This window comes from Streptomyces sp. NPDC042002, assembly GCF_055588305.1.
In genome coordinates, this window is sequence record NZ_JBVJCT010000012.1 from 202724 (window position 1) to 223657 (window position 20934).

A 20934-nucleotide genomic window follows, 5' to 3' on the forward strand; every position below is an offset into this window, starting at 1 on the left:
CTCCAACTCCTGGAAAGTAGACAGACTCCATTTACGAGTAGACGGTGCAGTGGACTGTCTGTCAAGCTTATGGTGTCAACAGGTCGTCCACTGCCGGAGTTTGGGGGAGTTGTGTCTCAGCAGCAGTTCATCTCCGTACCCGTCCCTGCTCAGTACGTCACTCGCGTCTATGCCCTGCTCGCCGAGCTCGATCTGAAGGAGGGTGGGATGAGTAGTCCTCTGCCTGGTGGTACCCAGGGTGCCGAACCCAACGGAGACTGGCCGGTGGTGGAGTGGACCGTCGAGGACTTCAAGTCGCTGATCAGCACGGATCTTCCATCGGTCCGGCGAGTCACGGCTCTGCTGGACGTCCTCGCCGTCGAGCCGGAGCGCTCGTTCAGCACAACCGCCGTAGTGGAGCGACTCAATCTCGACCGCAGCCAGATCAAGGGCGCCCTGGCCGCCTTCACTCGGCACCTGCACGCTCACTACGAGCGCGGCAACTGGCCGATGAAGTGGGAGTGGGGTACAGACCCCGACTCCACCTACCAGGCTGAGGCGTTCTACGGCCTTAACAAGGTCAACGCCGCTCGCTGGCAAGAGGCCCGCACCGCGGCGTAGCGCGTTCAGCAGCGCCGGACCCAGCTTGCGGAGCCTGTCCCGCCGTACTTGTCAGAGCTACCGCTTCGGCCGCACTGACAGCGTGAAGCTGGCATCCAGCACTCCACTGCAAGCGTTGCAACGTCTTCTGCCGAGTGCTCGCCGGGCTGGAAGGTCCTGGCCGTCGGCAGTGCCGGCGGAGTCGGTCTGGGCTCCTCCGAGCACTTCGGGCCGCAGGGCTTGATCAGTGACCTGGAAGAGGCCCGGGACTCGGTCAACGTTCTTCGGACGAGCCTGGACGGTGCTGGCGCGGTACGCGGTGACGCTGGACGAGCACGGGGTTCCGCTGACGCATTGAGCGGTCGGGCCATCAGCTTGGGAAGCTGAGGGCATTCGGGGCTGGTTCGGGCGCTGACCTGGGCGGACGGCGCGCCTGCGGCCTCGTTGGAATGGGCCGCGTTCACCGTGATTCCCCGCTGTTCCCCGCTGGATCTGGTGCGGTTGTGGTGCGAGCTCCCGGGCGTGGCTTTCTGGCAGCCATCAGTCCCAGCCCAACGATGATGACGGTCGGCGCGAGGCTCAACACTTCGGACAGGGCCACGATCGGGAACGGGGCGCTTAGAGCTCGGGGGAGCTTGCCCAGTGCTGCGACACCGAAGACGAGGGGAAGCCAGACTCGGAAGAGGCGGAAGCGAAAGGCGTCTGCTCCGCGGCGTACCCGTTCTTGTTCCATGAGGCGCCAATACATGGCCGCCACGATGAAGAGGGCGCCGATGCCCACGATGACCCAGGTCAGTGCTGCCACGATTCCCCCACCACGCCGTATGCGCCACGCTGCTGATCGCAGGTGCTCTGCCCGATGCTGACACGGGGTGCCCCGGGTACGAGAGCAGTGTGCACGCTTTCCAACTGTGCTGGTGGGGCCTGGGGCTTCGAGCGGGGCCGTTCACCTGCGTTCATGGGCGGCCGGCCGTCTGGGCGGCTACTGCTTCCGGTCCGGTCTGAACGACCGTGAACGGCGCTGAATGAGACGGAAACTGAGACGGACGGACACGCAGGGCTGAGCGTCCGGCCGACCAGATCGCTGGTCTGACAGCTTCGTCCGTACGAGGATGCTGCCATGCGTCATACCGACGAAGAGGACGAGCGGCTCAGGTTGATCCGCCGCTACGTCACGCCCGACCGGCGGTACCTCAAAGTCGGTGGCGCCCTTCTAGGTATGAGTGGGCGCGACCGAACCAAGTTCATGAAGAAGCTGGGCAAGGTTGCCGGTGAGATCAGCCCTCGTGAACTGGGCACGCTGCTCGACGGAGGGTGGCGCGAGCGCAAGACAGCAGCCTGGCTCATCGCCGTTGCCGGCAGAACCGAGTTCCGGGAACGTCTCGGCGAACTCCTGCTCGCCAGTGAAGGGCCCTACGCGGGGCAGGCGTACTGTGTCGCGCTGGCCACCTTCGGCACCTCTGCCGACGTCGCCCCCTTGGCTGCCTATCTCGACTGCTACCTGGCTCGCCCTGACCTTGCCTACGACCAGGAGGCGGCCCTCGGCGCGCTCTTGTTGCTTGACGCCAAGCTCGGTGCTGACCACGCGGCCCGGTTCCTCGCCTCGAACGGACTCTGGCAGCAGTGGATCGACGGGCCGCCCAGCAAGGACCGCGATACCCCCGACAGCTACCGAGAGTTCATCGGTCAGCTCTGCGCTTTCGCTGACGAAGCTGCCAAACACTGTTCGACCCGTAGGCTCGGTTTGACCGCCACTGACGGTTGAGGACATCGACTTACTTCTTTTTGCCCTGGTTCTTGTCGGGGATCTTGGTGAGCTGCGATTTTGCTGCTCAAGGGCGGTGGGCTCATGCGCCTGGTGGTCGTCGTTGGTCGTCTTTGGCTACTGTCGAGCGACCTCGGACGGCCCAGGGACGGCCCAGCTTTGGCGGCTCGACGTACGGTCGGGCACCTCCGATGCGCCCGTCTGAGCCTCAGCCGGCACAGTCAGCACCCCACCACCCTCAGCCACGCCGCGGTGCCGTCGACCAGAGCAAGCTACGGCGGCCGGCCAATGAAGTAGCGGGCCACGGTCTCCCGGTCCATAGCTGGTTGAGACGGGCTGGTTTGCACTCACCAGGCTTTGTCGTACCCCTCCCGTACCGTAGAAGCCGCAGGACCGAGTGGGAGGGGACGTCCGTGACTGACGTAAAGCTCGAGGATCTGATCGAGGAGCTCGATCAGAAGGCGAAGGACGAGTTCGCGTCCACCCCGGACGTGGTGGACAAGGGGCACGACCTTGACGTGTCGGCGCTGCCGATCACCGCTCGGAAATGGCACAAGGTCACCGATGCGGTTGCCGTCGTGGCGGACTTGAAGGGCTCGACGAAGTTGGGCACCGGGAAATGGGCTGCGAGCACCGCCAGCATCTACGAGGCCAGCACAGGTGGAGTCGTCAGGATCTTCGACGAGTTCGAGGCTGACTTCCTGGCGATTCAAGGTGACGGCGCCTTTGCACTCTTCTGGGGGGACCGCCGGTACGAACGCGCGCTGACCGCCGGAATCACAGTCAAGAGATTTAGTCTTGACTTGGTGAAGCGGCTTGAAGCCCGGTGGCCGAACGACTCCGCCCTGCCGAGCACGGGATTCAAAGTCGGCATCGCCTCCAGTCGTCTCCTAGTCAAGCGGGTTGGTACGCCGCGCAACGTCAATCAGCAAGAGCCGGTCTGGGCAGGCAAGGCTGTCAACTATGCGGCCAAAGCGGCACAGTCGGTCGATCGGCACCTCATGGCCGTTACCGGCAGTGTGTGGGACCGTGTCGAGAAGAACGATTACCTGGCTTACACCTGTCCGTGCGGCGAGGGTCCGTCCGACACCCTCTGGGTAGACCACACCATTGATCGGCTCCCTGACGGAGATCCGGAGGCTCAGGGGCGGGTATTGCACTCCTCATGGTGCGCGATCCATGGGGAGGAGTACTGCGCAGCCGTCCTACGCGGTGAGAAAAAACGTGACGATGTCGGTCACTTGAAGCAGGCGGCCGCTTCAGCGCGAATGCGTGAGGCAATCTGGTCGAAGGCGCAGCAGGAACGCGAGGCGCTCCGAGCGCGACGTGCCGGATTCATGTCGTGAGGCCGCAGCAAGGCCCCCCAGCTGGTGGTGAGGCTGAGCAAGGTACCTCTGCCCCGAGTACCCTCCAACCGGAGCACGCGTGGAAGGCGCTAAGCCTGGTCAACGATTGGGTGAAACACGCCGAGACTAAGAGCGTGGCGACTCTAGCCGCTGCTGGAGTCGCCGGCGGGGTCGCCTACAACCTGCTCAAAGACCAGAGAAACCCCGGAATCATCCTTGACCTCGTTGCGGTCGTTGGCTGCCTGGCTATCTTCCTTGCCGGACTGTTTGCCATGGCAGCCCTTGCGCCCCAGCTGAAACCTCCTCTGAGTGGTGAGCTGCGCGCGAAATTGCGCGGCTTGTACGCGGGGCGACATACGCCTCCTAGCGAAGAGGAGACCGAGTCCCTGCAGTCTGAGGCTGAGCGCAGCCCCACCAACCTGCTGTTCTACGGCGATGTCAAGCGTCTATACGAGCACGATGCACCAACGTACGCGCAGGTGTTGGCCGCGCTCACGGGCAACGACCGAGAGATCACTGATCACATCGCTCGTCAGGTTCACGCGAACTCTCTCGTCGCGAATAGGAAGTACCTATGGGCTAACCATGCAATCCGATCTCTGCGTGTAGGTCTAGTCTGCTTGGTCTTGATTGCATTGATCATCGCCACCCGTTAGCCGGACAAGGGTGCGGTCCGGGCGCCGGACGGGCTGGACGACAGGTCCGCGCCGGGCGTGCGAAGCACCACACGACGCGAGCGCGCAATACAAGGAGAAGCCCACCGGTAGCTAGCCGCTGCCTATCGTTGAACGGCGCTGAGCGAGACGGAAACTGAGACGGCCTGGCGCGGGGCCAGGCCGTCACCATCTGGTGCAACCTTCTGATCCGTAGCTCTAGCCAGTTCGGTCAGTGACGGTCATTCCGGTCGCTCCAAGGATTCTGAGGGGCGCCAACGGGCGGGGGCAGTCGATGGGGTTGCGGTACCGCGCTGCTGTACGGCTTGCTTCGCTGCCAGATTCCGGGCGTGAGCTTCGCGGCGTAGTCGGCGTTCGTAGTCGGCGATCTGACGGGCCACGGGGACGCTGGTGGCTGTACGGATCAACCGCTCGTTTTCACGATCCACCAGGAATGGACCGTTGCCTCCCAACCGCGGGCGCTGTCCGCTCTGACCGTCCCGGGCCGCGCCCCAGTAGAAGATCCATCCGAACGACAAGGCCTCCACCCGCAGGATCTGAAGGTCGTACTCGACGCAGCCCCGTTCGTCGTCGATCTTGGCAAGCACCAGTCGGCGCGCGTCCTCTTCGGTCAGCATCATCTGATGATGGCATCGCGTCTCCACGCGCTGGCACGTTCCTGCATACCCGCTTTAGGAGGGCGGACGTGGATGGCGGTGGAGTTCCCCAGGCCGTTCCGGCTGTAGCGGCAGCCCAGGAGAGCGGCGCATCTCGACTGTGGCGGGCCGTCGTTGACCGTGGTTGACCGCACGATGTGGCACGGCTGTGGCACGCGACCGCTTCGTCCCGAAGCAACTCCCGTGGACGCCCAGACCTGGGGCGACTATGCCTCTCACCTGCTGCGATGGTCCACAACTGTGCACGGTTGTCCGCGGCGGTACGTCCGCGTTGTCACGCGGTTGAACAGGCGTCTACGTCATGCTCCGTCCCAACGGTCACGGCACGGTCGTGACCGTTGGATCTAGAAGTCGAGTTCTGGACGGTTGGAATCGAGAAGGTCGGGGTCCTGGCGGCTCAGCGCGTCTTCGAAGGCACCCCAACCCTCGTTGCGGATGAAGGCGGTCTCCGATGCAGTGATAGGGATCAGCCAGACGATGGCGACAGCACTGCCGTTCTCCACGGTGACCGAGAAGAAATCGGCGTCGAAGTAGACAGGCAAGGCTGCGTAGAGGGCTGTCATGGTTCCGCCGGGCAGTGGTGCGGGAAGTGGGACAACGTCACCGCGCAATATTGCCTCGCCACTCGCCACCAACTGCCCAGCGACGTATTCCAGTACGTCGGGGAAGTGCCCGTACCCCTCTGTACGGTTGGCGTACTCGCAGGTCAGCAGTTCCAGGTGGAAGTGGCGGTCTGTAGTCGGTTGCCACAACGGCGTACGAGAAAGGCCGATCGTGGCGAACGCTTGTACACCCGAGAGCTTGCCGTCGCGGAAGTGTGCCACCTGAGGAGTACCTGACGCAGCGCCTGCGGGCGCCGACCAAGCCCCGAGCATGCGCCCGAGTCGGCTCTCAAGGTGGTCTATGAGCTCCGGCACTGGGCACCCCTATCTGACGTTCTTACGCTCGGCCGTAAAGGACGGCCCCTGGACAGTAACGACCGAGACGGGACGTGAGCGAGTCAGGTGTCCCCGAAGCAAGGTGCCGGGCTGGCCGGGAACACTACCGACGCAGTCTTGAACGTTTGGCCTCATCCTTATCAGGTCGATTGCAGGCGGTTGTCGACCTCGATCAACCGGCCGGGCACCTCGGCCAACGGTCTGCCGAAGTACGGCGCTGACCGCCGCTGTCCGGGCCTGTTGGTGTCAGACGTTGGTGTCAGTCGCCGCACGCGATCTTGACAAGGATTGCCTTCTACGGACCACAGCCAGACAGCGGCTGTCTTCTGATTCCGAGCTCCATCGGGAAGGTCGGGCAAGTTGGGCCTAGTTTTGATCGCTCGGCGGGGTCCTGCGGGAGAGGATGCCCGTGCCGTAGTGCGGAGCGATGTCCGGGTGCTCCTCCGGTCGCGGCGCACGTACCTGTGGCGAGAAACGCCCGTTGCACGAGCCAGTAGCTTCGAAGTTGCGCCGTGCCTCAGTCAGGCTGAGCCGGCCGTTCGGGCCGCCTCGGCACTCGTCTGCATCGTGGTCATCCTGACCGTCGTCCTCCCAGAAGCAGACTGGACAGATCTCGTACATTGCACGCTCAGCGAGAGTGACGAAGCCGCAGCAAGGGCAGCGATACGGACCGTTCTCAGCTCGGCCTATGACATCCGCGAACACCATGAATGCATTGTGCTGTGCGATCGCGCTGCCCTGTGGCCAGGGCAGGCGTCCTCGGCTTGTCAGCCCGACGAAACGTGCTCCATGCGCACCCCTTGACCCACCATTCGCCCCAGCTCCCATCCCGTCCGCCGTCGACCCACACACCGTGGAGCGGGCGTGGTTCATGGCGTCCAGGTGGAGCGCCCTGCTGGACGAACGACCTGGACGCCATGGGCCGCGTCTGCTCGGCTCTGCCTGGGGCGACGGTGGACGGGATGGGAGCCCACCACGCTCACCACGATGTGCCCGCGGCCGGGAACGGCGCCCCCTCCCACCCGGTGCCGGCCGATCCCCCGCCGGAGGCATGGTCCGTGACCTTGAGCCGCGTACGTCGGGTACTCGACTCATGACCTCCGGGCCTATCCACAGTGGGCGGGCGTCGGCGCAGCCGGGGCGGAGCGGGCCGAAGGCAGGAGCGGCGCACCGAGCGGAGCCGGGAGCCCGCCCGGCGGAGCGGAGCGGAGCCGGGTGCTTGATGATGGAGAGAAAGTCTTATCCCGCTGGGATGAGGTGCTTGCCGTCGTGGCTGCGTACGTGGGGGCCGTTGCCGTCCAGGGCGTCTAGGAGTCTCACCGCGAAAGCCTCCGACATGCGCTCGCTGACCTCGTCAGGTGTGAGCCATGAGACCGCCAGGGACTCGCTTGAAGTGCGTTCGGTGCCGCCCGAGGGCTTGCAGCGGAAGACCAGGGCCACGATGCCGCGGGTCATGTTCTTGTAGACGCCGGTGAGTTCGTCGACCTCGACGTGGATGCCGGTCTCCTCCAGGACCTCGCGGGCGACGCCGGCCTCGGGGGTCTCGTCGAGTTCGAGGATGCCGCCCGGGAGCTCCCAGGTGCCGTTGTCGGCTCGGCGGATGGCCAGGAGGCGGCCGTCCTCGCGCACCACTACTCCGGCCACGGACACGGAGTGCAGGGGGGACGGTGTGGCTTCCTGTGATTGACTCATGTAAAGGAGCATAGGAGGCAGGGAAGGACTATGGGAACTGCGGCGGGAGGGGTCGGTTCCGGGCCTCGGTACGTACAGATCGCGGACGAGATCGTGCGGCAGATCCGGGCGGGGGATCTGAAGCCCGGTGACATGGTGCCCAGCGAATCGGAGCTGGTGGAGCGCTACGGCGTCGCCGGCGGGACGATTCGTAAGGCCATGGTCGAGGTGCGGGCGAGTGGGCTGGTCGAGACCCGGCACGGCAAGGGTTCGATCGTGAAGGACCGGCCTCCGGTGCGGCATCGTTCCTCTGATCGCTTCCGGCGTTCGCTGCGGCGGGGAGGGCAGGCGGCCTACCTCGCGGAGTCCGCGCAGTCCGGGGCCACGGCCAAGGTCAGCGTCCTGTACATCGGGCCCCTGGAGGCGCCGGAGGATGCCGCCGAACGGCTGGGCGTCCCCGTCGGCACACAGGTGCTGGCCCGTCGGCGTCTCTACTTCCGCAACGGCACGCCGGTCGAGACCGCCACGTCCTACCTGCCTTGGGACGTCGTGAAGGACATCCCCGAGCTGTTCGCCGAGAATCCCGGCGGCGGTGGCATCTATGCCCGACTCGAAGACCACGGGCATGAGTTCGCCGAGTTCGTCGAGACGGTACAGGCGCGGCCGGCCTCCAAGGCGGAGGCTTCGGAGCTGGCGCTGAGCCCGGGTGCGCCGGTGGTTCACCTGATCCGGGAGGCTCGTACGACCGCGGGTCTCGTGGTCGAGGTGTGCGACACCCTCATGGCCGCTGACCAGTTCGTTTTCGAGTACCGGATCCCCGCCGAGGACTGACGCCCACTCAGCATCCCGCAACCCGCCGCGAGTTCCTCTTCGTGGCGGGTTGACTCATGTATAGGAGTGAGGCACTCTTCTTCATGTCACTCCTATACATGAGTGACGGAGTTAGGCATCTATAGAGGAGTGAGTTCTGTGCGTCAGATTCCCGTCGACACCTCCGGTGCGGTCGTGATGGTCGCCAAGTCCCCGCAGGTCAAGGTGCGTGACCGCCGTACCGGTGAGATCGCCACCGACACGGAGACCGGGGGCGAGGCTGATGACCGTGGACGTGATGTTCGCGGCGAACGAGGAGGTGGAGATCCTGTCCATCACCGTGCCGGAGCCGGGCATCTCCGGTGAGCTGGCCATGGGCACGCCGGTCGCGCTCACGGGCCTGATCGCCCGGCCCTGGGAGAACGACTTCAACGGCCAGAGGCGTCACGGGATCGCGTTCCGCGCGGTCGCGGTCACCTCGCTCGTCGGTGCTGCCGCAGGGTCCAAGGCGGCCTGATCGTGGCCGACTTCGTGGTCGTTCTGGTGCTGGTCGTCGCTGCCGTGGGTCTCCTGCGGTGGCGGCGCCCCGCCTGGTACTGGTTGACCTTCGGGGTCACGCTGGCCGTGTTACGGGTCCTGGTCCGCTACGGCTCGGTCATGGACGCGTGCGGGTTGACCGTCCCGCCCTCGCGGTGGCGGCTCGCCCTGGCCCGTGCCGCCAACCGGCCGATGCCGGAGCCGCGTCCGCCGCGCATCCTGCGGCTGCGGCCGACCCGTACAGGCCTGGTCCTGAGACTCAAGCTCCGCCCCGGGCAGGACGCGTTCGATGTCGCCGCCGCCTCGGACCGGCTCCGGCACTCGTTCTCGATGTACGGCGTGACCTCGCGTGAGCTGCGATCCGGTGTCGTAGAGGTGCGGATGACCGGCTACGACGTGCTCAAGCGGGTGCAAATGCCGGCCGAGACCGACCACCGGCCGATGCGGGTACCGGTCGCCCTGCGGGAGGACGGGGCGGTGCACTACCGCGACTACCGGGCCGTACCCCACGCCCTCACCCTCGGCGCCACGGAGTCCGGCAAGTCCGTGTACCAACGCAACCTGGTCGCGGGACTCGCCCCGATGGACGTCGCCCTCGTCGGTATCGACTGCAAGCAGGGGGTCGAGCTGTTTCCGCTGGCCCGACGGTTCTCCGCGTTGGCCGACGATCCCGACACCGCCGCGGAAGTACTCGAAGCGCTCGTTGTCAGGATGGGACACGTCTATCAGCTCATCCGATCCCAGCAGCGGATCACCTCCGACGTGCCGGACGCGGAGATCGCCGCCGACATCTGGGACCTGCCCGACGACTTGCGTCCGGTCCCGGTCGTGGTCCTGGTCGACGAGGTCGCCGAACTCGCCTTGTACGCAAGCAAGGAGGAGGAGAAGCGCCGGGACCGCATCATCACGGCCTTGGTCCGTCTCGCCCAGCTCGGCCGCGCGGCCGGCATCTACCTGGAGATCTGCGGGCAGCGTTTCGGCTCCGAACTCGGCAAGGGCATCACGATGCTTCGCGCCCAGCTCACCGGCCGTACCGCCCATCGCGTGAACGACGAGACCTCGGCCAACATGGCCTTCGGAGATATCTCTCCGGACGCCGTCCTCGCCGCGATCCAGATCCCGGCAGAGACGCGGGGCATCGCCATCGCGGGCGACTCCTCCGGCGGGTGGCACCGCATCCGCGCCCCGCACACCTCGCTCCGCCAGGCCGTGAACATCTGCAACCGGCACGCGGACCGGACCCCGGACCTGCCCGAGCTGGCCCAGTTCCGGCCCGCTCTCCCCAGCACCGCGGCCGAGCCCGTGCCGCTGGTCAAGGCGTCCTCGGTCACCGTCTGATCCCCACCCCACCCCCACGGTCGGCGCGACCGCCTTCGCGCCAAGTCCCTACCCCCGCCATGCCCAAAGAAGGGAGACCCGCCATGTGCCCGAACTGCGAGGACTTCGCCCGGACCGTGCTTCTGCTCGGCCAACTCGCCCTGTACGCCGACATGGCCGGCGCCGACCTCGACTTCGTGGACGCCGTCAGCCCGTCCCTCGCCGTCTCGCTGCCCGAGCCGCCGCCCGGCGTGTTCCCGGACGACTACGACTCCGACGACGGCCCCGCCTATCCGGGCGACGTCTGATGGGCGCCCGTCACGGCCTCCGGGTCGACGCGGTCCTGATTCAAGCCGTGATCGCCGGTGCCCTGTCCTTCGCCCACCTGCACGACCTGGCCGCCGCTGCCGGACAGAACGGCTGGAAGGCATGGGCCTACCCAATCAGTGTCGACCTGCTGCTTGTCGCCGCCTGGCGGAGGTTGCGCAGTGAGGGACCGTCCCGGCTGGCCTGGTGCTGGTTCGTCGTAGCGCTGTTCGCCTCCCTCGGGGCCAACATCGCCACCGCCGGATTCCTCGACCTGGCCGACCCGCCCGCCCTGCTCCGCCTCGGCATCGCCGGATGGCCTGCCCTCGCCTTCCTCGGCGGCACGCTCCTCGCCCACTCGGCGGCCCCGGAGCCGCAGATGGCACCGTCGGCCCCGGTCGCCGCACCGCAGGACACCGAGCACTCGGACGAACAACTGTTGCCGGACACCGAACGCGCATCGGTCGCGGAAACCCTGCCCGAGCCTGCTCCGGTCCCTGTCCCCGCCGGGGAGGTCGCCACTTCTCCGAGCCCTGTCCCGACTCTCGTCCCGGCCTCTGCTCCGCCGATCCCGGCCGTCCTGGTCGACCACGCCCGCAAGGTCGCCGACGAGTACCGCGCTCGTACCGGCTCCTCGATCGACTCCGACACCCTCCGCTCCCGCCTCGGCGTCCCGCCCCACCTCGCCGACGCCATCGCCGCCCACCTCAACTGACCGCGAGGGAGAACAGAGATGACCTCCGACCCGGCTGGCCTGACCGCGGCCGACTGCCTCGACGCGGCACGGGACATGGCGGCGGCCGGACGTCCCTTCCTCGCCCACCTGCTCGCCGAGGAAGCCGCCCGACGCGTCGACGACCCGGTCACCGCCCGGAACATCCGCTCCCGGTACCCCGACCCCACCACCGGAAGGGACTGACCCGACATGTCTGCTCGCGACAACTTCCACTCCCTGATGCGGATCGGCCCCGTGCAGATCGGTACCCACCGTGACCGCAACGGTCGCACCACACACGCCGCCGTCTGCACTGCCGACCGCTGTGGCTGGTCCGCCGACTACTCCAGCCAGACCGCCGCCCAGCTCGCCGCCCGCACCCACCGCTGCACCGTCCGCTGAGGAGACACCCCGTGCAGGTCCCGCTCTGGCTCGCCCTGGTCGCCGTCGGCTACCTCGGCGTCAAGCTCATCCGCCCGCCCTGGTGGCTCATCGCCGTCCTCCTGCTCGGCGGCTACCTCCTCGCCGACAGCGTCCTCGCCCCCGCCATCGACACCGCCGTCAAGTAGCGCACTGCGAAGGAGAACTGCCCATGCTCCGGCCCAAGTGCCCGACCATGCCCCAGCCCACAGGCCTGACCACCCCGCCCGCTGTCATCCAGCCGACCACCATCGCCCCGGGCGCCCCGGTCCCGCAGCCGATCCCCGTCGCCCCCGCGTCGTCCCGCCCGGTCGTCCAACTCACCCCCGGTACCGCGCTCGCGCTCGTGGGCGGTGGAACGGCCGTGGTCCTGGTCGTCGGCGCCGTCCTGGTCTCGCTGCTCCTGGCGGTCGCCATCACCGGCGCCTCGGTCGCCGTCTGCGCGGTCGTCCTGCGCTCCCTGCTCGCCTCCGACGCCAAGCGCCGCTGACCGGCCCCCGGGTGGCTTCGATACCGCCAAGCATCCGCCGCCCGGGAGCCGTCCCCGCCGATCGATCTCGCAACCGGAAGGAAGCCCCAGCATGGCCCACCGGGCCTCACCCGCGACACAGAAGGCACCTACGCCCGCCCCGCCGCTCGACCCGATCACCCTCGGAGACGTCCTCCGGGTGGCCTCGGCCTCCGACTACACCCGCTGGGAAGACCAGATCCGCCACACAGGCGGCTGCGCCGACCCGATCCATCTGACCGGCTGGACCCTCGCCAAGGACAAGACCACCGGCGAGACCCTGCACCACTACTCCACCGAGAACGAACCCGGCGGACGCCTGCGTCTCGCCTGCGGCAACCGCCGCGCCTCCCGCTGCCCCTCCTGCGCCTGGACGTACGCGGGCGATACCTACCACCTGATCCGCGCCGGCCTCGCCGGGGACGACCGCCGAGACATCCCCGCCACCGTGCGCGACCACCCCCGGGTCTTCGCCACCCTCACCGCGCCCTCGTTCGGCCCGGTCCATAACCGCCCCGACCACACCGGCGCCTGCCGCTGCGGCACCGCCCACACTCCCGACGCCCCCGAACTGGGCACCGCCCTCGACTCCGGCACCTACGACTACGCGGGCGCCGTCCTCTTCAACAACCACGCCGGACAGCTCTGGCAGCGCTTCACCACCCGACTCCGCCGGGAACTCGCAGCCCGCGCCGGCCTGCCCCGCCGCGAACTCGCCGATCACCTGCGTGTCTCGTACGGCAAGGTGGCCGAGTTCCAGAAGCGCGGCGCACTCCACTTCCACGCCGTCGTACGCCTCGACGGTCCCGAGGGGCCCGGGACACCGCCACCCTCGTGGGCCACGGTCGACCTGCTCACGGACGCGGTACGTGCCGCCGCTGCGCACTCGTACACATCCGTCTCGGTCCCGGCCGCAGGTGACCAACCGACTCGGACCTTCCGATGGGGAAGACAACTCGACGTCCGCCCGGTCAAGGCCTTCGGCGACGGCTCCGACATCACCGAACAGGCGGTCGCCTCGTACGTGGCCAAGTACGCCACCAAGGCCGCGGAGAACACCGGAACCCTGGACCGCCGCATCGGCGAACTCACCGAACTCGACCGCCACCACGTCCCTGACCACACTCGGCGGCTCATCACAGCCTGCCGCGACCTGGACGGCCTCTATCCGGACCGGCGCCTGTGGGCCTGGGCGCACATGCTCGGCTTCCGCGGGCACTTCTCGTCCAAGTCGCGCACGTACTCCACCACCCTCGGCGCCATCCGCCAGGAACGCGCCGACTACCGGGCCGCGCAGGAGGCCTCCGTCCTCGGCCTCGACGACCGCGAGCCGGACACCGTCCTCGTCCTGACCGACTGGCAGTACGCCGGCCACGGCCACACTCCGGGCGAAGCCGCCCTCGCCGCGACCATCGCCCGCGATCTCCAGACCAACCGCGAGACCGCCCGCGACGCCCTATGCGACGAGCTGGCCAAGGAGGGAGTCGCAGCATGACCACTGCCACCGCCGAACTACTGACCGTGCCGGAGGTCATGACCCGGCTCAAGGTCGGTCGCTCCAAGGTCTACGACCTGATCCGGTCGCGCCGCCTCGTCTCGATCAAGATCGACGGGGCCCGTCGAATCCCTGTCGACGCCGTCACGGACTTCGTCCTCGGCCAGATCGAGGAGGCCGCCTGATGGCCCAGCAACGCAAGCGCAACCCGAACGGCGCGGGAACCATCACGAAGCGCAAGGACGGCCGCTTTCAGTGCGCGGTCTACGTACTTCAGCCGGACGGCACCCGGGCCCGTAAGTTCGCCTACGGCAAGACCTGGGCCGAGTGCGACTCGAAGCGCCGCGAGCTGCTCGACAAGGTCGACCAGGGAGTGCCTGTGCCGACCAAGTCGGCCAAGCTCTCCGAGTGGCTGCCGTACTGGCTGGACAACGTCATCAAGCCCCGGCGGAAGCTCAGTACGTACGACAAGTACGAGACGCACGTCCGGCTCGACCTGGTGCCGCTGCTCGGTGCAAAGCGGCTCGAATCTCTCGGCGTCGCCGACGTCCGTCGCTTCCTCGTCCGACTGGAGAAGGACACCACCGCCGCAACTGCCAAGGAATCGCACCGAGTTCTGCGCTCGGCCCTCTCCTCCGCCTGCCGCGAGGAGCTGATCGCGCGCAACGTCGCCAAGCTCGTCGAGCCGCCCCGCACGGACAACCGGGAGCTGAAGCCCTGGACGCTCGACGAGACACTCGATTTCCTCGCCGCCTCCCGCAGAGATCCGCTCTACGCGGCCTTCGTGCTCGCCATCGCCATGGGGCTCAGGCGGGGCGAAATCATCGGCCTCCGGTGGTCGGATCTGGACCTCGACAACAGGGTCCTCTACGTCCGGCAGCAGACGCAGCGCCGTCGCGGTGTCCTCTACGACGACGATCCCAAGAGCCGTCGGCGCCGTGTCGTCCCGTTGCCCGCGCTGTGCATCGCCCCGCTGCGCTGGCACCGGATGCGGCAGTCGGCCGCTCGTGCCAAGGCAGGGGAGCAGTGGCACGAGTCCGGCTCCGGCTACGTCTTCACCACCCGTACCGGTCGCCAGGTCGAGCCGCGGAACGTCTACCGCTCCTTCACCCGTGTCGCCGAGTCCGCCGGCCTTCGCGTGATCCGGCTGCATGACGCCCGGCTCGGCACGCCCACCCTGCTCACGGCGGCCGGAGTCGCGCCCCGCGTCGTGATGGAGATCCTCGGTCACTCTCGGATCAGCATCACGATGGACGTCTACACGCACGTCGTGCAGGACACCCAGCGCGAGGCCATGAGCCACATGGACCGGCTGCTCAGGAGGCGCCCCGGTCGTCAGTGACCGTCCTCGTTGATGTCAAAACGGGATGTCAAAGGCCCCGGACCATGATCGGTCCGGGGCCTTTTCCCTGGTGCCCCCGGCAGGATTCGAACCTGCGACACCCGCTTTAGGAGAGCGGTGCTCTATCCCCTGAGCTACGAAGGCGGGGATCTGTCGGAAAACGTGTCTGAAAGTCTGCCGGGACCGGCGGACCGCTCAGGCTTGCTTGGCGACAGGTCGTGGTGGCAGCCCGTGAGGGCATAGCCACCGCGGTCAGTGTAGCGGGTGGTGCCTGATCCGAGGGCGGAGAGATGTGCGCACCGGCTCAGGCGGCGGGCGCGTGGGTGATCTTGGCTCGGGCGACGGAGTTGCTCAGCCAGGCGTGGCCGATGTAGATCAGCAGGGCCGCGTCGGCCCCGTAGGCGGGGACCCTCTTGTGGGGGGTAGCTCTGGGCGAAGCGGGAGCGCTGGGACTCGCTGTCCTGGCGGAAGCCCTTGAGGCGGCGGCCTGCGTGGGTGTCCGGCGGTAGCTGCCGCAGGTCCTCGATGTGGTTGAAGCGCTGCCGCTTGGGCGGGGGCGCTCTCCCGGTTCTCCGGGGTTTCGTCGACTCGGATGCGCAGGGTGTGGTTCTTCGCCTGGCAGGGGATGGCCGGCCGGTGGTGGGAGCGGGTCCGCTTCGATTCGCAGCGGTCGAGTTCCTGCGGCAGGGGCGGCGCGGTGCGGGCGGATCTACCCGGTCGTTTCGTCGACGGTCTCGCGGTTCCTCTGTGGGGAGGGCGGGCAGGCGGCGGTGGCCTCGGCGTGACTGAGCTGGTGGCGTTCGGGATGGCTCCGGCTGATCCGAGTGCGCGTCTCGCTCGGCATCGCGTGGTCGAGAGCTGGCTGGATCCACAGGTCCCGGTTGTCGGCGGCGGTTGAATCCTGACCCGGTTTGGGCGGTTGAGTTCTGACCCACCGGGTCTGGTTGCCGGTGTTCAGTCGGTGTCGTGTGTGGCGGTGGGGACGCGTCCGAGTTGGCGTCCGCGCATGCGGTAGGAGTCGCCTTTGAGGGAGTGGACCTCGGCGTGGTGGACGAGGCGGTCGATCATGGCGGCGGCCACGGTTTCGTCGCCGAAGACCTCGCCCCAGCGTCCGAAGGGTTTGTTGCTCGTGACGATCACGCTCGCTCTCTCGTATCTGTTCGAGATCAGATGGAAGAACAGGTTCGCGGCCTCGGATTCGAAGGGGATGTAGCCGACCTCGTCCACAACGATCAGCGGATAGCGGGACAGTTTGGTGAGCTCGGCCTGGAGGTGTCCGGTGTGGTGGGCGGCGGCCAGGCGGTCGACCCACTCGGCGGCGGTGGCGAACGCGACCCGGTGGCCGGCCTGACAGGCGCGGACCGCGAGCCCGATCGCCAGGTGCGTCTTCCCGGTCCCGGGGGGCCCCAGGAAAACGGCGTTCTCCTTCGCGGCGATGAAGTCCAACGTGCCCAGATGTGCGAGCTGTTGGCGAGTCAGGCCGCGCAGATGGGTGACGTCGAGCTCCTCGACCGTCTTGATCGCTGGGAAGCGGGCGGAGCGGATGCGGGCCTCGCCGCCGTGAGACTCGCGGGCGGAGACCTCCCGCTGGAGGCAGGCGACGAGGAACTCAGTGTGCGTCCAGGTCTCCTTCAAGGCGCGTTCGGCCAGCCGCTCGGCGGCGTCCAGCAGAGCCGGGGCCTTCATCGCCCGGGCCAAGAAGGACAGGTCGGCGGCGGTCTGGCGGCCTGTCTGAGGTTTGTCCGGGGCGGTGGTCTTGGCAGCGGCAGGCATCAGGAGACCTCCAGCTCGTCATCTCCGCCGCCGCCCTCGATGAGAGTGAACATGCGGTCATAGGAGTCGAGTTGGCGTTGTTCGACGTCGACAAGGTCGGCCGCGGCGGGGGTGTTCTGCCGACGGGACAGGGCCTGGGACGCTTGGTGGTGGCGGTAGTCGCCGCGCAGAAGGGCGGCGGCGCGGGCATGGACGGGATCGGTGATGGTCTGCTGCTTGGCCCAGCACCGCGGGTGGCGGGCGACTTCCGTCCCGCCGGGGGTGAGGATCACGACGATCTCGTCGGTGTCGGTGCGGACCTGGACTTTCTTGCCGATGGCCAGGGGGTGCACGGAGTAGTCGCAGGTGTCGACGCGGATGTAGTGGTCACGGCCGATGCGGGTCGAAAAACGCCACCAGCGCGGCGGATCGACCGGCGGCAAAGAGAGCATCTGGGCCCGGTCGGCCTCCCACCGGTCGACCGGACGGGCGCCCAGGGTGCGGTGCTGGCGCCGGTTGGCGACGGTCAGCCAGGCGGTCAGCTGGGTGTTGAAGTCATCGGGCCAGTGAAGGTGCGGCCCGGAAGGAAGCTGGTCTCCAGATAGCCATTCGCCCTCTCCACCAGCCCTTTCGCTTCGGGATCGCGGGGTCGGCAGAGATAGATCCGGGTGGCGAGCAGGCCCGCGAACGCGGCGAAGTCGCCGGTCACCTTGCCGCGGCCGATGCCGGCCTCGTTGTCCCAGACCAGCATCCGCGGAACCGCGTTCCAGCCGGTCAGAAGCTTCCAGTGCCCGTCGATCAGGTCGCCGATCCGGCGTTCGTCGCTCCACCGCCACAGCCAGTGGTCGACGAGGAGCTGCGGCGGGCGGTGATCGAGGTGATCCACACGGTCGCGAAGCCCTTGGCCCTCGCCTCGGAGACGCCCCCGTACGGGGTTCCGGCGACCGGCCTGGTCCCCGCGCTGGAGCGGGTCGTCACCGAGGCGTGCGCCGACCTCGGCTACCGGCTGTTCCTGCGCGCGGTGAAGACCTACTTCGTGTCGGTGCCGGCCGACGGGGACGCCTACGGCAAGTGCGTCGCCCTCGGTGAGCGCTTCGGCTACCCGTACTGGGTCGTGCGCGAGGGGCTCAACGACCGGACCGACTGACGCCCAGGCGCGGGGGCGGGCGGACAGACACCACCCGCCCCCGCGTCACACCCCCGGGCCGGGGCCTTGCTCGTCATCCAGGCCGGGGCCCCGTGAGCGCTGGGCGGGTCAGGTGGAGCATGCGGGTCAGCCACTGGTCCCCTGTTTCGGGGAGGGAGTGGAGGGCGAGACGGGGGCCGGAAGGGTGTTGCGGGTGGGGGAGCGGCGGGGTGCTGAGGGAAGGGCTGGGGGGAGGGGAGTCGGTGGGGAGGCGGGGCAGGGTCGTGGTGCCGGTGATCATCGACAGCATCAGGACGGCGGCCGCGCGGACATCGACGTCGGGGAGCAGGGAGCCGTCACTCCGTGCCCGGCTCAGGGTTCTGTGCAGCGCGCCGAGCCAGTTGAGGCGACAGTGGAGTGACGGGTCGTCGGGGGTCCTGATCTCCTGGCCCAGGCGCGCGCCCGCGCGGACGATCACGTCGGTCTCCAGGAGGCCTACGAGGGTGTGGGCCATGGCGGTGGCGATCTCGAAGGCCGGAGTCTCGCGCCGCGTCAGCCTCACGAGTGCGGCGGCCGACGTGGCGCAGGCCTCCGCCTGGACGGCATGGGCGAGATCGGACTTGGCCGCGAAGTGGAAGAACAGGGCGCCCTTGGTGACCTGCGCGCGTTCACTGATCGAGGACAGGGTGGCGCGTTCGTAACCGGCCTGGTCGAACACGGTCGAGGCGGCCCGGATCAGGTTGCGCCTGGTTCGCTCGGACCTCTCCTGCTTCACCACGACGCGACCACCCGGACGCTCCTTGTCGTTCGGCTGCTGTTTGCCCTGCCGCAAGCGACGCTAGGAACCTGCTTTTGGATCTGTCAACGGGGCCGGGTCGCGCAGATCATCTTCACGCCATGGTGGTAATTACCCTATGGGTAGCGCCAGTCAGAGGGGTGAAGGTGATCGTGGAGGGGCAGGAGTAGGAGTTGGGGTAGGGGCAGGACGGAGTGGGGGCTTGGGGGGCTTGAGAGCTCGGTGGCTCTGGTGCTCCTCTCAGCTCAACTGCACCCGGCCGAAGCGGTCCGCGATGTGCAGGTCCGCCTCGATGCGGGTCGCTGTCGCGTGGAGTTCGGGCAGTACGTCGCTGACGCACGCCTCGGTGGTACGGCGACTGCTGTGCATGGCGACGTTCACCGCGGCCACGGCCCGTCCGCCGCGGTCGCGCACCGGAACGGCGATGGACCGCAGGCCCTGCTCCAACTCCTCCTCGACCATGGCGTATCCGGCCTTTCGCACCCGGTCCAGTTCGGCCCTGAACCGCTCCGGGTCCGTGATGGTCAACGGGGTCAACGGGACCAACGAGGTCGATGAGGTCGATGGTGTCGACGGGCGCAACCGGTTCGGCTCACCGTCGTCCCGTACCTCCGGCGCGCTGGTCTCCGGAAGATCGGCCAGGATCACTCGGCCCAGAGAGGTGGCGTACGCGGGCAGCCGGGTGCCGACAGTGACGTTGACGCTCATGATGCGGCGGGTGGAGACGCGCGCGGTGTACTGGATCTCGTCGCCGGTCAGCACCGCGAGCGACACCGAGTCGTGCAGCCGCTGGGAGAGTTCGGTCAGATGCGGGGCCGCGATCTCCGGGAGCGAGGTCCGTGAGAGTGGCGGGAAGCCGAGCCCCAGGACGCGCGGGGTGAGCCGGAAGACGCGGTCGTGCGTGGTGACGTATCCGAGGTGTTCCAGCGTGATGAGGGCGCGGCGAGCGGTCGCGCGGGCGAGTCCGGTCGCCTGGGCGACCGCGGTGAGGGTCAGTTCGGCGCGGCCCTCGCCGAAGGCGGTGATCACGGTCAGCCCCCGGGCCAGCGACTCGACGAACTCCCGCCCCAGTTCCTGCTTGGAGGCGCCGGTCCAGTCGGCGAGCCCTGAGGGGGTGCCGATGTTCCCCGCCGTCCCCGTGCCGGTGCCGACCCGCCCGTCGCTCTCCGCGAAGGGCTCCTTTCGCTCCGGTGTCGGCTCCTGGTCCAGGGCCAACGCCCGTTCCATGTCGGCCACAGCAGTCCGCAGACGCGGCAGCAGCGTGTCCCGCAGGTCGTCGGCGCTGTGCCGGCTCGTGTGGCTCACCACGTTCACCACGCAGGCGATCCGCCCCGCCTGCCGTACGGGCATCGAGACGGCTACCAGGCCCGGTTCGATCAGCTGGTCGTCCAACGCCCAGCCCGCCCTGCCCGCTTCGGCCGCTCGCTGTTCGAAGTCGTCGCCGACGGTGGGGAGTTGGCCGACCGGGATTGCCGTGGCGTCCGCCCCACCCTCGTACGGTCTGCTCCGGGCCGGTACGGCGGGGAAGCCGCGGTCCTCCGGGTCGGCCGCGCGACGCTCCCGCCAGTGTGTCCACTCCTGCTCGCTCCACTCGGAGGCGAACAGGGGCCCCGGCGCGGTGCGTTCGGCGGGGAGCAGGTCGCCGATGCGGAAGCTCAGGGACATCGCGCGGCGCCGGGTCGCCTGATGGATGAAGCGGACGCCGTCCCGGTCGCCGACGACGAGGGACACCGACTCGTCGAGTTCGTCGGCCAGCGCGTCGGCGCGCGCGTCCAGGACGCGGGGAAGCCGGAGTGCGGCGAGATAGGCGTTGCCGAGTTCCATCAGACGGGGGGCCAGTACGGCGTCCCGGCCGTCGAGGCGTACGTATCCCATGCGGGCGAGGGTCGCCGTGATCCGGTCGACCGTGGACCGCGCGAGCCCGGCGGCCCGTTCGAGGCCGCTCAGACTGGACACCCCGTCCGCTTCGGTCAGCCGCCGCAGTACGGCGATCCCGCGGATGAGGGGCATGACCGCCTCGTCGGGCACCTCGGCCCCGGCAACTACGGGTCCGGCCGTCGTGGAGCCGGCGGTCGTGAGTCGGGGCGTCGTGGGTCCGGCGGCGCCCGCCCCGGACCCGTCGCCCGCCCCGGCGCCGGGGGCTGGTGCCCCGGTGCCCGATCCCGTGGCCGGCCCGCCATT

The 20934-nt window shown here is 68.2% G+C and carries 25 protein-coding genes, 1 tRNA gene and 1 pseudogene; 17 read left to right on the forward strand and 10 right to left on the reverse strand.

What is annotated here, in order from left to right; translation table 11 throughout:
- The first annotated feature begins 207 nt into the window (after positions 1-207).
- The 4 genes from ACZ6KY_RS20225 (at position 208) to ACZ6KY_RS20240 (ending at position 4346) form a co-directional block, all read left to right on the forward strand.
- Positions 208-600, forward strand: a complete 393-nt coding sequence (locus tag ACZ6KY_RS20225; protein WP_469311643.1) for a hypothetical protein — start codon at positions 208-210, stop codon at positions 598-600.
- A gap of 1099 nt (positions 601-1699) precedes the next feature.
- Entirely contained in the window at positions 1700-2344 is a 645-nt protein-coding gene (locus ACZ6KY_RS20230) for a DUF6000 family protein (protein WP_469311644.1), read from the forward strand.
- Between the two features lie 413 nt (positions 2345-2757).
- Complete coding sequence (locus ACZ6KY_RS20235) at positions 2758-3690, forward strand: hypothetical protein (RefSeq protein WP_469311645.1); 933 nt, start codon at positions 2758-2760, stop codon at positions 3688-3690.
- Positions 3687-4346, forward strand: a complete 660-nt coding sequence (locus ACZ6KY_RS20240) for a Pycsar system effector family protein (protein ID WP_469311646.1) — start codon at positions 3687-3689, stop codon at positions 4344-4346. The genes ACZ6KY_RS20235 and ACZ6KY_RS20240 overlap by 4 nt, the downstream gene beginning before the upstream one ends.
- 239 nt (positions 4347-4585) lie before the next feature.
- On the opposite strand, the gene ACZ6KY_RS20245 is transcribed toward ACZ6KY_RS20240, so the two are convergent.
- From ACZ6KY_RS20245 to ACZ6KY_RS20260, 4 genes are all read right to left on the reverse strand, one after another.
- Positions 4586-4984 carry a hypothetical protein gene (locus ACZ6KY_RS20245; RefSeq protein WP_469311647.1) on the reverse strand — a complete coding sequence of 133 codons (399 nt, stop codon included), beginning with the start codon at positions 4982-4984 and terminating at the stop codon, positions 4586-4588.
- Between the two features lie 380 nt (positions 4985-5364).
- On the reverse strand, positions 5365-5844 hold the full coding sequence (locus tag ACZ6KY_RS20250) for a suppressor of fused domain protein (RefSeq protein WP_469311648.1): 480 nt from the start codon (positions 5842-5844) through the stop codon (positions 5365-5367).
- Positions 5845-6324: 480 nt separating this feature from the next.
- On the reverse strand, positions 6325-7053 hold the full coding sequence (locus ACZ6KY_RS20255) for a CPCC family cysteine-rich protein (protein ID WP_469311649.1): 729 nt from the start codon (positions 7051-7053) through the stop codon (positions 6325-6327).
- Between the two features lie 144 nt (positions 7054-7197).
- Entirely contained in the window at positions 7198-7662 is a 465-nt protein-coding gene (locus ACZ6KY_RS20260; RefSeq protein ID WP_469311650.1) for an NUDIX hydrolase, read from the reverse strand.
- A gap of 18 nt (positions 7663-7680) precedes the next feature.
- Between ACZ6KY_RS20260 and ACZ6KY_RS20265 the strand changes: the two genes are divergently transcribed.
- The 12 genes and pseudogenes from ACZ6KY_RS20265 (at position 7681) to ACZ6KY_RS20320 (ending at position 15079) form a co-directional block, all read left to right on the forward strand.
- Positions 7681-8460, forward strand: coding sequence for a GntR family transcriptional regulator (locus ACZ6KY_RS20265; RefSeq protein WP_469311651.1), 780 nt, complete (start codon positions 7681-7683; stop codon positions 8458-8460).
- A gap of 138 nt (positions 8461-8598) precedes the next feature.
- Positions 8599-8956, forward strand: a pseudogene (locus tag ACZ6KY_RS20270) (SCO3933 family regulatory protein).
- Positions 8957-8958: 2 nt separating this feature from the next.
- A complete protein-coding gene (locus tag ACZ6KY_RS20275; protein ID WP_469311652.1) occupies positions 8959-10314 on the forward strand; it encodes an FtsK/SpoIIIE domain-containing protein in 1356 nt (451 codons plus the stop codon).
- Between the two features lie 83 nt (positions 10315-10397).
- A complete protein-coding gene (locus ACZ6KY_RS20280) occupies positions 10398-10601 on the forward strand; it encodes a hypothetical protein (protein WP_469311653.1) in 204 nt (67 codons plus the stop codon).
- Entirely contained in the window at positions 10601-11314 is a 714-nt protein-coding gene (locus ACZ6KY_RS20285; protein ID WP_469311654.1) for a DUF2637 domain-containing protein, read from the forward strand. Before ACZ6KY_RS20280 ends, ACZ6KY_RS20285 begins: the two co-directional genes overlap by 1 nt.
- Positions 11315-11332: 18 nt before the next feature.
- The gene (locus tag ACZ6KY_RS20290) at positions 11333-11518 is read left to right on the forward strand and encodes a hypothetical protein (protein WP_469311655.1); all 186 of its coding nucleotides are present in this window, start codon (positions 11333-11335) and stop codon (positions 11516-11518) included.
- Between the two features lie 6 nt (positions 11519-11524).
- Positions 11525-11716 carry a mobile element transfer protein gene (locus ACZ6KY_RS20295; protein ID WP_266614473.1) on the forward strand — a complete coding sequence of 64 codons (192 nt, stop codon included), beginning with the start codon at positions 11525-11527 and terminating at the stop codon, positions 11714-11716.
- A gap of 11 nt (positions 11717-11727) precedes the next feature.
- Positions 11728-11883: a hypothetical protein gene (locus ACZ6KY_RS20300; protein WP_328555009.1), complete on the forward strand. Its 156-nt coding sequence runs from the start codon at positions 11728-11730 to the stop codon at positions 11881-11883.
- Positions 11884-11906: 23 nt separating this feature from the next.
- On the forward strand, positions 11907-12224 hold the full coding sequence (locus ACZ6KY_RS20305; protein ID WP_469311656.1) for a SpdD-like protein: 318 nt from the start codon (positions 11907-11909) through the stop codon (positions 12222-12224).
- Between the two features lie 91 nt (positions 12225-12315).
- Positions 12316-13737, forward strand: coding sequence for a replication initiator protein RepSA (gene repSA, locus ACZ6KY_RS20310; protein WP_469311657.1), 1422 nt, complete (start codon positions 12316-12318; stop codon positions 13735-13737).
- The gene (locus ACZ6KY_RS20315; RefSeq protein WP_266614465.1) at positions 13734-13922 is read left to right on the forward strand and encodes a helix-turn-helix domain-containing protein; all 189 of its coding nucleotides are present in this window, start codon (positions 13734-13736) and stop codon (positions 13920-13922) included. Before repSA ends, ACZ6KY_RS20315 begins: the two co-directional genes overlap by 4 nt.
- Positions 13922-15079, forward strand: coding sequence for a tyrosine-type recombinase/integrase (locus tag ACZ6KY_RS20320; protein WP_469311658.1), 1158 nt, complete (start codon positions 13922-13924; stop codon positions 15077-15079). Before ACZ6KY_RS20315 ends, ACZ6KY_RS20320 begins: the two co-directional genes overlap by 1 nt.
- A gap of 68 nt (positions 15080-15147) precedes the next feature.
- Here the strand turns inward: ACZ6KY_RS20320 and ACZ6KY_RS20325 are convergent.
- From ACZ6KY_RS20325 to ACZ6KY_RS20340, 4 genes are all read right to left on the reverse strand, one after another.
- Positions 15148-15223, reverse strand: a tRNA-Arg gene (locus tag ACZ6KY_RS20325).
- A gap of 810 nt (positions 15224-16033) precedes the next feature.
- Complete coding sequence (istB, locus tag ACZ6KY_RS20330) at positions 16034-16852, reverse strand: IS21-like element helper ATPase IstB (protein ID WP_469311659.1); 819 nt, start codon at positions 16850-16852, stop codon at positions 16034-16036.
- Positions 16852-17283, reverse strand: a complete 432-nt coding sequence (locus tag ACZ6KY_RS20335; protein WP_469311660.1) for a Mu transposase domain-containing protein — start codon at positions 17281-17283, stop codon at positions 16852-16854. The genes istB and ACZ6KY_RS20335 overlap by 1 nt, the downstream gene beginning before the upstream one ends.
- An 86-nt stretch (positions 17284-17369) precedes the next feature.
- A complete protein-coding gene (locus ACZ6KY_RS20340) occupies positions 17370-17717 on the reverse strand; it encodes a hypothetical protein (RefSeq protein ID WP_469311661.1) in 348 nt (115 codons plus the stop codon).
- Between ACZ6KY_RS20340 and ACZ6KY_RS20345 the strand changes: the two genes are divergently transcribed.
- Positions 17700-17978, forward strand: coding sequence for a hypothetical protein (locus ACZ6KY_RS20345; RefSeq protein WP_469311662.1), 279 nt, complete (start codon positions 17700-17702; stop codon positions 17976-17978). The two genes, ACZ6KY_RS20340 and ACZ6KY_RS20345, sit on opposite strands and share 18 nt — an antisense overlap.
- A 73-nt stretch (positions 17979-18051) precedes the next feature.
- Here ACZ6KY_RS20345 and ACZ6KY_RS20350 read toward each other — a convergent pair whose 3' ends face one another.
- Both ACZ6KY_RS20350 and ACZ6KY_RS20355 read right to left on the reverse strand, forming a co-directional pair.
- Positions 18052-18789, reverse strand: coding sequence for a ScbR family autoregulator-binding transcription factor (locus tag ACZ6KY_RS20350; protein ID WP_469311663.1), 738 nt, complete (start codon positions 18787-18789; stop codon positions 18052-18054).
- A gap of 204 nt (positions 18790-18993) precedes the next feature.
- Positions 18994-20763, reverse strand: coding sequence for an IclR family transcriptional regulator domain-containing protein (locus ACZ6KY_RS20355; RefSeq protein WP_469311664.1), 1770 nt, complete (start codon positions 20761-20763; stop codon positions 18994-18996).
- Positions 20764-20934: the final 171 nt, after the last annotated feature.